Annotated in this window: 11 protein-coding genes, 1 tRNA gene and 1 pseudogene; 6 read left to right on the top strand and 7 right to left on the bottom strand. The window is 42.8% G+C overall.

Annotated elements, in window-relative coordinates; all coding sequences use genetic code 11:
- Positions 1-24: 24 nt before the first annotated feature.
- The 5 genes from M9196_RS21070 to M9196_RS21050 form a co-directional block, all read right to left on the bottom strand.
- On the bottom strand, positions 25-1,128 hold the full coding sequence (locus M9196_RS21070; protein ID WP_250619466.1) for a CmpA/NrtA family ABC transporter substrate-binding protein: 1,104 nt from the start codon (positions 1,126-1,128) through the stop codon (positions 25-27).
- Positions 1,128-1,718, bottom strand: coding sequence for an ANTAR domain-containing response regulator (locus M9196_RS21065; protein WP_250619465.1), 591 nt, complete (start codon positions 1,716-1,718; stop codon positions 1,128-1,130). The genes M9196_RS21070 and M9196_RS21065 overlap by 1 nt, the downstream gene beginning before the upstream one ends.
- 74 nt (positions 1,719-1,792) lie before the next feature.
- A complete protein-coding gene (locus M9196_RS21060) occupies positions 1,793-2,641 on the bottom strand; it encodes an ABC transporter ATP-binding protein (RefSeq protein WP_250619493.1) in 849 nt (282 codons plus the stop codon).
- A gap of 12 nt (positions 2,642-2,653) precedes the next feature.
- On the bottom strand, positions 2,654-3,568 hold the full coding sequence (locus M9196_RS21055) for an ABC transporter permease (RefSeq protein ID WP_250619492.1): 915 nt from the start codon (positions 3,566-3,568) through the stop codon (positions 2,654-2,656).
- Positions 3,569-3,700: 132 nt separating this feature from the next.
- Complete coding sequence (locus M9196_RS21050; RefSeq protein WP_250619464.1) at positions 3,701-5,077, bottom strand: CmpA/NrtA family ABC transporter substrate-binding protein; 1,377 nt, start codon at positions 5,075-5,077, stop codon at positions 3,701-3,703.
- Positions 5,078-5,578: 501 nt separating this feature from the next.
- On the opposite strand from M9196_RS21050, the gene M9196_RS21045 reads away from it, so the two are divergent.
- From M9196_RS21045 to M9196_RS23755, 4 genes and pseudogenes are all read left to right on the top strand, one after another.
- Positions 5,579-5,669 (top strand) — tRNA-Ser (locus tag M9196_RS21045).
- Positions 5,670-5,857: 188 nt separating this feature from the next.
- Complete coding sequence (locus M9196_RS21040; protein WP_250619463.1) at positions 5,858-6,250, top strand: hypothetical protein; 393 nt, start codon at positions 5,858-5,860, stop codon at positions 6,248-6,250.
- A gap of 343 nt (positions 6,251-6,593) precedes the next feature.
- On the top strand, positions 6,594-7,025 hold the full coding sequence (locus tag M9196_RS21035; protein ID WP_250619462.1) for a GNAT family N-acetyltransferase: 432 nt from the start codon (positions 6,594-6,596) through the stop codon (positions 7,023-7,025).
- Positions 7,026-7,226: 201 nt separating this feature from the next.
- Positions 7,227-7,430 (top strand): annotated as a pseudogene (locus tag M9196_RS23755) (IS5/IS1182 family transposase); the annotation flags it as partial.
- Between the two features lie 142 nt (positions 7,431-7,572).
- Here M9196_RS23755 and M9196_RS21030 read toward each other — a convergent pair.
- Together M9196_RS21030 and M9196_RS21025 are read right to left on the bottom strand one after the other, a co-directional pair.
- Positions 7,573-9,045, bottom strand: a complete 1,473-nt coding sequence (locus M9196_RS21030; protein WP_250619461.1) for a methyl-accepting chemotaxis protein — start codon at positions 9,043-9,045, stop codon at positions 7,573-7,575.
- A 10-nt stretch (positions 9,046-9,055) separates the two neighbouring features.
- Positions 9,056-9,922, bottom strand: coding sequence for an ABC transporter substrate-binding protein (locus M9196_RS21025; RefSeq protein WP_250619460.1), 867 nt, complete (start codon positions 9,920-9,922; stop codon positions 9,056-9,058).
- A 570-nt stretch (positions 9,923-10,492) separates the two neighbouring features.
- Here M9196_RS21025 and M9196_RS21020 point away from each other — a divergent pair.
- Together M9196_RS21020 and M9196_RS21015 are read left to right on the top strand one after the other, a co-directional pair.
- Positions 10,493-10,927: a globin domain-containing protein gene (locus M9196_RS21020; RefSeq protein WP_250619459.1), complete on the top strand. Its 435-nt coding sequence runs from the start codon at positions 10,493-10,495 to the stop codon at positions 10,925-10,927.
- Positions 10,928-11,771: 844 nt separating this feature from the next.
- Positions 11,772-12,930: chondroitinase-B domain-containing protein (locus M9196_RS21015; RefSeq protein ID WP_250619458.1), on the top strand; the 1,159-nt coding region annotated here is incomplete at its 3' end.

Here is a 12,930-nt window from a genome sequence, read left to right as displayed (position 1 = left end):
CTACCTGACTGAGGTTTCAAGGTGCTACTTCGAGACAGTACGCTCGTAGATATCACTTCGGTATACGTTTGAAATGAGCACCTCGGGAATATCTTGCCGTGCTATATGCCCAGCTTCAATCATGTACTGCAATATTCGCTCTCCTTGAGCATGCTCTGGTGCATTTCCATTTGGCTTATCAGCTAAACTAAATTGATTGTATGACGGAATTCGACGCGGAGGCTCCCCAATCTGGGTCAGGCAACTTCCTAGCAATGAAGGGGCAATCACATCCAAATTCGCATTCAAATAAGGTTTTGTCGCCAATACCCGCGCAGCCTCAAATCGATTGGGTACGTGTTCTAACCAATTGCAGCTTTCTTGCAACGCCGATATGAGCATTTGAGTCGTTCGCTGATTTTGCTGATACCAAAATTGTGACACCCCCAGCACCTTCTCTGGGGAATCAGACCAGATGTCTGACGAGGTGAGAACTGTTGTGCCTACCCCTTTTCTCACCGCTTCAGCATTCCAAGGGCCTCCAACGCAAAAGGCGTCAATGTAATCTTCGGCCAATGCACTGACCATCTCTGACGGAGGCAGCACTACGATGCTGATCTCAGACAAGGCAATACCTGACATTTTCAGCCAACTCATCAACTGGTAATAGTGGCAACTGTTTGGATGGACGGTCGCAAAGCGGACTTTCTTCCCACTGCTCTTTCGCGCCGCGATCAACTTTTTCAATAACCCTGATGACAAGGGTAAATGCAACTTTTCAAGATTGTTTATCGCTATAATTTCTTGGGACAGATGCTGTGAAATGGTAATCGCATTGCCATTACAACTGAGTACAAACGGGGTCATCACAGGGTGTTGCGGACCACCTATTCCTAACGTGCTGGCAAATGGCATCGGGGCTAACATTTGAACCGCATCAAGCAAGCCACCATGGAGTTTGTCACGTAGCGTCGCCCAAGAGTTTTGCTTATCTAACGTTACCTTTAAGCCATGCTTTTTGAACAAACCAAGCTCGTGCGCCATCACGATGGGAGCACAATCCGTAAGGGGCATGAATCCAATATTTAACTCAGTGACATTCGACATCGCAGCCTCTGGGGCAATGCCTTCTAACGATAATAGGTTCATTAATCCTTCTCCAACACAGAGGCAAGAGAAAGTATATTTTTTGCTACATCTTCTATTTTCTGTGAGTTGTTCATCGCCATCTTTCGAATAGAATGATAAGCCTCTTTCTCAGACAATTTCTTCGTTTCCATCAACCACCCTTTGGCTTGTTCAACCACTTTTTGACTGGATAAACGTTGTTTGGTTTGTTGTAACTCTTCTTTTAACTGCTGATATTCAGAGAATCGCGCAACCGCAGTATCTAGTATCGTCTTAACTCTCTTCGGGTTCGAATCTCCTACAACATAGGCACTCACACCACACTTCATCATGTTTTGTATCGTGTCGGAGTCTTCTTGTTCTGAAAACATCACCACAGGCTTAGGGTTTGACTGTGACATCAAATGTAAGCTGTCTAAGACGTCGCGATTTGGAAATTCTATATTCATAATGATGAGATCGGGTTCGACTCGAACCACTTCATGTAGCAAAGAAATTCCCGTGTGAGTGACATGTTCGATGGAATACTCCGAGCTATCTAACGCTTGTCGAAGCGCCTGTACTTTTCGTTCATCATTTTCAATTAACATGACTTTAATCGTCGCGGTCATGACTCACCAATAAGGTTAAAAAAATTCTCGACATAGACGCCCTCTGCTGTTTGGTTCTTCGACTTTTATTGTTCTTAGCCTAACGCCTGTTTAACACGCGTTTGTTCTTTCTTTTTCCGAGAAAGCGGCAACGATTCTACTTTACGCTGCTTCTCATAAAGGAAAGACAGCACTTCCGAACGTAGATGATTATATGTTGAGTCTTCAGCCAGCGAGAGTCGGTCTCTCGGCCGCTCCAAGTTAACATCCAGAATCTCACCGATCGTCGCAGCCGGGCCATTTGTCATCATCACAATGCGATCAGAAAGCAGTACCGCTTCATCCACATCATGGGTGATCATAATGACGGTGTTATTCAATTCGTCTTGAATCTCCATCAAAGAGTCTTGCATATGGGCCCTAGTCAATGCATCAAGAGCACCAAAAGGCTCATCCATCAACAGGACATCTGGCTGCATAGCAAGCGCTCGAGCAATGCCGACTCGCTGCTTCATGCCTCCTGATATTTCGTCAGGACGTTTGTGCATCGCATGGTCCATGTGCACCAGATGAAGATTATGTTCAATCCACTCTTTCATCTCATGGGCGTTCATTTTATTGGCGAACACTTCCTTAACCGCTAACTCTACATTTTGGTAAGCCGTCAACCATGGAAGAAGTGAGTGGTTTTGAAATACGACAGCACGCTCAGGCCCAGGCTCTGACACTTCTTTATCATTTAGAATCACCCCGCCAGTCGTCGCCTGATACAAACCCGCCACTACATTAAGCACAGTAGATTTACCGCAACCTGAGTGCCCTATTAGAGAGATAAACTCCCCTTTGTTAATTTTCAAATCAACACCTTGCAGGGCGGTAAATGGCCCCTTAGGCGTTGGGAATACCATGTCAATATGGCTGATATCTAGAAATGGTCTCATAATATTATCTCCCTATTAGCGCACTTCGGCCGATTTATCCCAACTCAGCAAACGCTGCAACTGCATCATGCCTCGGTCGAGCAAAAATCCGATCAAACCAATCACCAGTACTGCGGTCATGATTCGACTTAACGATTGTGAACTGCCATTTTGAAATTCATCCCAAACGAATTTTCCCAACCCAGGGTTCTGTGCCAGCATCTCTGCGGCAATGAGTACCATCCAAGCAATCCCTAAAGAGAGGCGCATACCAGTAAAAATGGCGGGAATAGAAGCAGGTAGCACAATTTTCCTAATGTGAGTGAGCGGTGATAAACGCAGTACTCGGCTGACATTCACCCAGTCTTTCTCTATTGACGTGACGCCCACTGAAGTGTTGATCACCATCGGCCACAAACAACACAAAGTCACAGTAATCATAGAATTAACAAATGACTTAGCCACAATAGGGTCAGGAGAAACGTAAAGTGCACTGACAACCATGGTCACCAACGGTAGCCATGCAAGTGGCGATACGGGTTTGAATATCTGAATAATAGGGTTAATCGCAGTATTGAGTGATTTGCTCATGCCCACCGCGATACCCAGTGGAATCGCAATAATCGCCGCCAGCAAAAATCCAGCAGCCACGGTGACAAGACTTGTCACGATCTGATCTAGAAATGTCTCTTTGCCAGTGTACGCTCGAGTTTTCGGCACATAGGTTGGGTCGGCCGCGACACGTTGTGCATTTCGCGCCTCTTGTCTTTCATAGAAAGCGACTTCTTTGGTTCGCTCAGCAGTGTGTTCTTGATAAAGACCAACCACCTGTTGAGACACTTCTTGAGGCCCTGGAAATTTCCCCAGTGACGTATTGATACTGTTCGCTGTCACAGCCCAAAGGAGTAGAAAGCAACCAATTCCAACGAGTGGCAATGCTAAACTCTTCATTGTACCAGTGAGTAACTGCACTGCCCTTTGTGCCAATTTAGGCTGCTCTTGCTGATTAATGGCTTGATTTAATATTGTCATAGCGTTCTCCAGTTGCCGGCACAATGGCCGGCTACAGATTACTTTGGTGTTTTATAATGTTTGACCTGATTTAAGACCAATTTCGAACTTGTTAATGTAGGCATTTGGTTTATTACCGTCATAAACGATGTCATCGATAAAGTGCGTTTGTGGCGCTCGGTACCCATCTTCTGTCGCGAAGTCAGGGAATTCATCCGCACCAATCAAGTCTTCTTCAATTAGCGACTGAGCCGCTTTGATATAGATATCAGGTCGGTATACTTTCGCGGCTGTTTCCTTGTACCACTCGTCACTTTTATCTTCACTAATTTGTCCCCAACGGCGCATTTGAGTCAGATACCAAATCGCATCAGAGTAGTATGGGTAAGTCGCGTTATAGCGGAAGAATACGTTGAAATCTGGCACATCACGTTTATCACCTTTTTCGTACTCAAAGAACCCCGTCATACTGTTGGCTATCACCTCGTAGTCTGCCCCTACGTAGTTTGATTGAGAGAGAATTTTCACCGCTTCAGGGCGGTTAGCATTGTTGTTCTCATCCAACCATTTCGCTGCACGAATGAGCGCCCTTGTTAAACGAATCGTGGTATTTGGATACTTTTCAGCAAATTCAGCAGTAATACCAAAGACTTTTTCTGGGTTATTTTTCCAGATTTCGTAATCGGTGACGACGGGAACGCCAATGCCTTTAAATACCGCTTGTTGGTTCCACGGTTCACCAACACAGTAACCATAGATTGTGCCTGCTTCGAGCGTGGCTGGCATTTGTGGCGGAGGCGTGACTGAGAGTAATGCATCTGCCTCTATATGACCTGATGTATCCCCTTTGTGAGGTGCATAAAACCCTGGGTTAATACCACCAGCCGCTAGCCAATAACGAAGTTCGTAGTTATGTGTCGACACGGGGAACACCATGCCCATGTTGAAAGGCTTGCCTTCAGATTGGTATTTTTCCACAACAGGTTTTAGTGCGTCGGCCTTGATTGGGTGAACAGGACGGCCGTCATCCATCTTTGGGATGTTACCTTTCATTTGCTCCCAAATATCATTGGAAACGGTGATGGCATTACCATTAAGGTCCATTGAAAATGGCGTAATAATGTCAGCTTTTGTTCCGTAACCGATGGTCGCAGCAATGGGTTGCCCTGCTAGCATGTGCGCTCCGTCTAAGCGACCATCAATGACACCATCGAGCAGTACCTTCCAGTTGGCTTGCGCTTCGATGGTGACGTACAACCCCTCATCTTCAAAGTAACCATTCTCATAGGCGATCGCAATTGGAGCCATATCGGTCAACTTAATAAACCCAAACGTTAACTCCTCTTTTTCTGGCCAACCCAATTCTTGCGACAAAACACTTGCAGACGAGAACAAACAAACGCCTGTGACGACTGCTTTAAAAATCCTTTTTACTTTCGTGTTCAACATAATCCTTTCTCCAATAAAAAACCCACATGCATCAACGACGTAAGGACGTCAAATGCATGTGGGCTACTTTGCCTCAATCAACCTACTTACTACGCCGTTGCAGTTTTTATTGACTCTGTTGTTCTTACTTTCTGACTTCCTCCGTTAGAAATCAGATGTATTCGCCAAAGCGATAACTTCTCTCTTTCATAACTGCAGACACCATGCCAACTTATTAAGTACTTTTGAAACAATAAGTTACATTTAGCTCAAGCGTTTGACCCGTACCTACACCCCCCAAGTTGGTGCAGCACCCCACCAAAATGTGTCATCCAAACGAGAGCCACAAAGAAAAATTAGAATTGAGAAACTGAACCTCTTGCAGGCTAAGACCGTTACGCACACGCAATCATCCCATCGCCGGAAATTTAAACGGATTGATGCTGATTCAATCACTTAAGATGATAATCCTTAATTCTCCCTTTACAGCGTTAGTTCGAGTCGCTATTATTCACGCCGTTCGGAGGGATGGCTGAGTGGTCGAAAGCACCGGTCTTGAAAACCGGCAAGGGTTAATAGCCCTTCTAGGGTTCAAATCCCTATCCCTCCGCCACTTTTGAAGATTAAACCGCTGTTTTTACAGCGGTTTTTTCGCATCTAGAGCCTCAAAAATCATCTTGCACATATAGGTGGCACAGATATACTTATTGAAACTTCCAAATAGCGTTTACTACACACGTCTCGCAACCCCCTCTTCCGCTGCGTGAAATAGCCTATCCTAAAGAATGTAAATTCGCCCGTTTGACCAGTGAGCGAAAAGTCGCTTACCTGAAAAACATCTTACAAGTTCAAATACTTAATTCTCTTTTCGACAAAGCCAAAGCGACGGCATTAAGTTTTACCAACTTCAAAGCCGAACTTTCTGAGACTATTAATAAGCGACGTCTAGATTACCGTACCCAACTAGAAACCACGACAAGTGCATCAATGCTTAATGGTACTCACGCAGTTAAAGCATCACCAAACCACCCTAGTGTCGGCAAAAATGCTTTTTCTCGATTCATCGAGTACAAGAAGCTTGAGAATGTTACCCAACTCACCATTCAACAGCTCCCGCAGCGCTGTAGTTATTTTCTTAACTGCCTATCCAGACAAGGTGGAGCGAAACCAAATATACCCAGTGAATGCTGGTGAGTTCGGATTGCCCTCGCCACTAATGGTGATGAATTGCATCTCTTCAACGTCTACTACTTCAGGTTTAGCTTTAGGTAGGTAGAGTTTTTTTCGCCTTTACGCCATTCGTATTTCTGCATTACGCTAACTCGTTATGATCGCTTTTCTTGTAGTTTGCCAGTGTCAGATACAAGGAGTCAATGAGGCTATGCTATAGCTCTTCACCGAGCTTCGTATGTAACGCAGATCTGCCCCATTCCAAGCCAGAACCCTTTGCTTACATCATTAGACTACTTAATGATTTGCGGATAGAATTCACGCTCGCGGCTGCACATGAATTTCAGTCAACTATAGAGAAAACACAATGATTGTAGAAAGTGTGCTTCCTGAAGATTACGCAGAAATGCTCAATGTTTGGGAAAACTCAGTCCGAGCAACTCATGACTTCATTACAGAAGAAGATATTGAGTTTTTTAAACCAATTATCATCGAACAGGCTTTTCCTACTGTTACGTTAAGATGCATTAGAAGTGATGCAAGCTCAATCTTAGGCTTCGTGGGTATCTATGATTCTAAGGTTGAAATGCTTTTCATCTTAAACAAGGCCAGAGGGCAAGGAATTGGCAAGGTGCTGCTGCAATACACAATAGAGCAGTTAGGTGCAACCAAAGTCGATGTAAACGAGCAAAACCCACAGGCAGTAGGTTTCTACGAGTATATGGGCTTCAAAGTCGTTTCACGCTCGCCACTTGATGATATGGAAAAACCTTTTCCAATTCTGCATATGAGCTTCTAAATCTCGGTTTGTCGTAACCAACTTTGCTAGAAGAAACGCCCAAAGCTAATAACTTTGGGCGTTTCCGTATACGCGAGCGTTGTTCTAACTTGACTAACTTTTGCCCCAAAATAAACTAGAACAAAAGTTCATTTATATTCTGTTAATCTATGTTTGCCTTACTAGAAGTTATCTTACGGGAGAGCATCAACCTATGGATGAAAGACCTACAGATGGAGAAGTTTAACTGCAGAACGGAGTTTCGCCGATGCGAAACACTATCATGGCCGCCGTCATGCTATCTTCCATGAACGGAAGAACGTTCAAATGTCATGTTGTCTAGCAGCCGCTCAAAATATTAAGAAGATAGCCCTATTGGGTGAGTTATCCTCAAAAACGGGGCTAAATACAGCTCAAATACATCAAACCTTAGTGTTTAAGTGTCGACTCAAGCGTTGCTTGGTTGCATGCAATGGCATAATGAAAATAACTGCGAATGTGGCTGCTAATACAAAACCCCACTTTAAAAAGTGGGGTTCGTCAACAAACACAGATTTGATAACAACACTTAAAATTTAAATTTTGCTATCTGAGTGGAAAGGACGGTGGTTTGCGACAAAATGTCATTGGATACATTTGCCAAATCATCATTTACGCTTACTAGTTCTTTCGCGCTACTATCGAGACACTGCATGTCATTTGCCACTTTTGAGCTAACGTTTGATTGTTCTTCACAAGCGGATGCCACAGAGTCAACCATGCCATTGATGGATGTTACGGAAGCGATAATGCTCGACAAAGCTTGCTGAATTTGGTCTGCGCTGGTTTTTGTTTGCTCTACTAAGGCTTTTGAGCTTTGTGTTGCTTCAAAAGACTCATTTGCTTCTTGTTGCAGACGTTCAATTATGGACTCAATCTCATTGGTCGAGTCATGGGTTTTAGATGCTAACGAACGTACTTCATCTGCAACAACCGCAAAACCACGACCAGACTCGCCAGCACGTGCCGCTTCAATGGCAGCATTCAATGCCAATAAATTAGTTTGTTCTGCAATCGCTTTGATGACATCAATCACTCGACCTATATCATCACTGCTCACTTTTAGTGAGTTTGCACATTTCGCTGCACTTTCCAGACTTACGACCAAGTCATTAATATGACGTTCATTAATATCAATAGTGTGTCCACTGTGCTGACAAAGCTCTAGGGCATCATTCGATTGATGCAGGGTATTTTCTGTATGAACAGCAATTTCTTTCGTCGCTAGATCAAACTGCTCAATGCTGTGCAAACTCTCTTGAGTTAATAATGATTGTCGTTGGCTTTGTTGGTTCATCTCATCACGTAACTGCGCAATGCCGTGACCGCTCTTATCCAACAATTTGGTCGTGTTTGATGTTTCTAGAACGATAGATTGAATGGTCGCAACGAATTGGTTGAATGCTTTTGCAAGTGACGTGACTTCATCATTGCCTACTTCCGCAACTCGAGATGTCAGGTCACCTCCCCCAGAGGCAATTTCATTCATTGAGTCAGCCATGTTTTTGATAGGTTGGACAACTTTTCTATCAAGGACGATAGAAATCAAAATTAAACTAGCGATAAATACGCAAAGTAAAATACCAATCGCGAGTTTCATAGAGTTAATTAAATTAGCATTTGTTGCATCATGGTTAAATCCAACAATGATTTTACCGATAGGCAATGAATCCCACGCAATAGTCAGTGATGAAGTTTCATGAACTTCACGCGGGCTTACACTGGCCAACGTGTTGCTATTTTGATCAAGGACTTGGATTTCAGCGATGACGTCATTTTTTGCGTATGCTTCAATAATATTTAGTATCAGTGTTTTATCGTATACATAAACGGGCTCTTGTAATATCACACTCAATTCAGAGGTAATACGCTTAATGTCCAATGCAGATTTATCCGAAACGTGTGATTGGTTAATCATAAATTGAATAGGCAAAGCGATAGCGGCAACAATAAGCATTACTATTGCAATCAATAAAACCATTTTTTTTGTTATTTGATTCATGGCGGTGTGCTCAGTTAGCAAGTGGATCAAAGAAATATTTTTCTGGGATAGAACGGCTATCTTCAGTCAGATAAGGGTTTTTAAGATCGATAATAGTGCGTTCTGAAAGATTGGCTTGTGATAGCGCCATACGCACCTCCGGATCGTTAAAAAACAGTTTTTCATAGGTGCCGTCAGCGAAAATATCTTCAACAATTTCTGTGATGTGTTGTTGAAGTTCAGTATTTTCCTTTTGCACAAAGAGCATGTAAGGCATTCGGTAACGAAGCATGATATGGCTATCAACTGCTAACGGTAGCTCTGGGTATGACTGCATTTCTGCAAAAGGCTCCATGACGCCACGAGCGAAGAGGTGGCAACGGTTACCTGATAGCATCATCTCAAAAATGTTGGGGTATTTAAGAGACTTAGCGGTGTTTATCCCATTCGCATCAAGAATGGACGTGTCTGGCCATGTTTTTCCGGAACAAACTTTAAAGCGAGCGAAATCTGCTTTAGATCTTACGTTTGCGAGTAATCGTTTATCTTTTTCATGAATCAGTCCGATTCGCATACCAAGCATTCCTCGATAAATAGGGAATAATATTGGAGCAAAGCGTTTCTCCATGTCGAGACTGGTCGCTGACCAATAGAGGTCAATCTCTCCCGATTCTAAATCTGCCATAACTCTAGACTGAGCAGGCTCCCCTGTTGCTTCATAGACAAACTTTATTTCATCGAAGCGGTCAGAGCGATTAACGATCTCTTTAGCCAGAGTAAGATGCAGTTTCTTGTCATTCGGTTTGCCCGGTAATCTTAAAGATTCAGCATAACTTATTTGGCAAGCACTAAAAGCAAGAGAAAAAAGAGAAAAAAGAGAAAAAATGGAACGGTACATTCTTAGTTCTTTGATTATATGATTAAGTGACTACAATAGCGGCCATTATGTGATTTTCTACACATGAACAATTATAAATTGTGATTCATCTCTCCTTTTGTGTAATATGTATTGATACGAAACGACAAAATCACATCACAATTTTGCTAAAAATAAACGTAAAACCAGTTCACCATTCATTTTCAGACTTAAACAGGTGTTTGACCCATTTGATACCGCTTAGTGGTGCCCGTGGAGACATAGGAAGCTGAATTTCTAGTACTAACGTACAGAAGATGCGAACATTACAATGCTGAGTATGATATGCGAGAGTATTACCGCTATTAAAGCAACTATTCAGTTTGAACGTTTTGGTAAACTAGGTCTAGCCAAAGCGTCACAATAATATAGTTTTAACATACTTTTTCTAATCTATTAGAATCAAAATAGAGTTATTATTCTAAGTAATTTCTGTCCAAATCCGTGCCAGATCAGTCGTTTGGTCAACAAAGTTATTACCCAAAGTGAGTTTCAAACTTTATATGAACTACATTAATACAGTATTCTGTAGTTTTGAAATAAGGATATTCCATGAGCTATTGTGAATCATTCCAAGCAAGTTATGCTAGATGTAACATCGATGAGGATTTCCTCACCTTTTTTTTAAAACACTTCTGTTCAACCAACCCAAGATTCTCCGAACGCTTTTTTGGCGTTGACAACGAGAAGCAAACAAGAATGCTCAAAGCATCGATTATTCTTGTGCAAAACGCATCTGATAATCCATTCATACGGAATAACGTAAAAAACTTAGCTACACGTCACAAGGACATGAACTTAAACATCAAGCCAGAAGAGCTTGTGGCGTGGCAAGAGAGTCTCTTAGCTACGGTCGCAAACTTTGACCCTCTTTTTGATGATGAGATCGACCAGGCCTGGCGCTCAATGTTGGAGCTGGGTTTAGAGATAATGAGTAAGCACGCTATTGCTAACCCAATGTCAGAAATGGTCAATAAAACAGTGTAACGAGTGTGCTAACGAGCATTTAAGAATCATTCGCAACGCTTGGAAGTTTCACTTCGCTCAAATATAGCGAAGCGCCGCTCACACCTTAATGCGACTGGTAAGTTCTGGCACGCGATGTGTGCGTTTTCGATACTAAAATTAATCCGCTTTTTACTAATTTAGGATAATCACTGGCAAGGTTTTGTCCAGAGGCGTGCTGACGGGGCATGAAACACGAAAATACCCCTTTCTTGTTTCTAAACCAAAAATAACCCCGTCATCCCCTTGAAAAAGAGATCTTATGCAGCGTGCTATAAACGTAATTTACGCGATGTAGTCATTATTTTTCAATTAGCTACGCGCTTTATTAGACCCTCACTTGCGTGAGGGTGACGGACGTTTTTATTGGAGGAAAAAGGAAACTAAATTATTTTTGTCCTAAAAAGAGCCAGCGAGAGCACCAGCAACTCATTTATGCCCGATAGCTTTCCTAATATCTCGGCCAAACACTTCGTCATTGTAAGTACACTAATATTACTTATGCGCCTTCAACTTTGCAGATCAGCTCATACAGCTCTATGTTTAAATCACCTACCAAAAGGTAACAAACAATAAAATAAACCATACAAAACAATAAATTAAATAATTGTCAGACACTTTAAGAAAATCCTCTAACCCGAACTAAGACCCTTTACAACCCTCAAACTGTCAAGTTTTATTTGTATTATTAAATTATTTGAACTTATCCACAATTTAGCAAAGCCGACGCGATTCAGACCACATTCCAGAGGCGAATCGGTTTTCTCACCCTCTTTTGTGTTGCTAACCTTCCCTCATACTCAAGTACCCTACGAAAGAGAAACTTATGAAAAAGTCACCAATTGCATTCATTTTAGGTTCATTACTGTTGGCAGGCGCGACAACTAGCCACGCTAGCACAGAACAAGTTACCCAACCGACAGCAGTTATGGTTGATCAAGGTGTTGCTGTTGCTTCTGCACAAGAGGTACTGGAGCTACGCGAGAGCATCAACAACGCGCAAGATGGCGATGTGATTAGCATCAAACCAGGTCGCTATGCCGATTTAGGTCGTGTGACTTTATCAGCGAATAACGTCAAAATTGTCGCTCAAGAGCCTGGAACTGCCGTTTTTAACGGCTCAACTCAGTTCTTGATTCAGGGTGACAACAACCTAATTGAAAGCTTGGTCTTCACTGATGGTGGTGCAACATTAAGCACTGAAAGTCATGATGCAAACATCATGGGCGTGTTTGGTATCTTTGGTAAAAATAACACCTTAAACAACTCTGTCATCTATAAGTTCAACGACTACGAATACGTAGCGGATGAGAAAGGAAAATACCCTAACATCCGTTGGATCACTGTTGGCGGTGAAAACAACAAGATTACCAACAATACCTTTGAAGGTAAGTACAAGCGCGGTGCGATGCTTGTTGTGGCAACATCAGACAAGTTAGAGAAAACTCTGATCGAAGGTAACATCTTTAAAGACCTGACAGCTTTAGATATGGAGCTTATCGAAAACTCGAACCCGAAAATGGTGAGAACAAACCGTAACGACAGACAAGCTATCCGCGTGGGTGACAGCCACAATTCTCTATTTGACTCACAAAGTGTTATCCGCAATAACTACTTCGACAATATCAGTGGTTATGTCGGTAAAAATGGGTCTGGCGAGATCGAGCTTATTTCTGTGAAAGCGAGCGGTATCACTTTTGATGCCAACACAATCAAAAACAGTACTTCGATGATTTCTCTACGACACGGTCATAATAATGTTGTGACAAACAACGTGATCTTACCGGGTAACACGGCTAACTCAGGCGGTATCCGCATCTATGATGAGAACCACGTTATTGAAAACAACTATATCGAAGGCACATTGGGTAAAGGTACTTACCGTGGCGCTCTTGTGATGAACACTGGCATCATCGATGTAGCGAATGGCGAAGTGCTAAGTAAAGATTCAACGGGCGGCAAAACACTGCAAAAGCAGTGGACAC

The sequence above is a fragment of the Vibrio methylphosphonaticus genome (assembly GCF_023634655.1).
Classification (GTDB): Bacteria; Pseudomonadota; Gammaproteobacteria; order Enterobacterales; family Vibrionaceae; genus Vibrio; species Vibrio methylphosphonaticus.
Note: the sequence above shows the minus strand (reverse complement) of the source record. Positions and strands in the feature narration are given on the sequence as shown.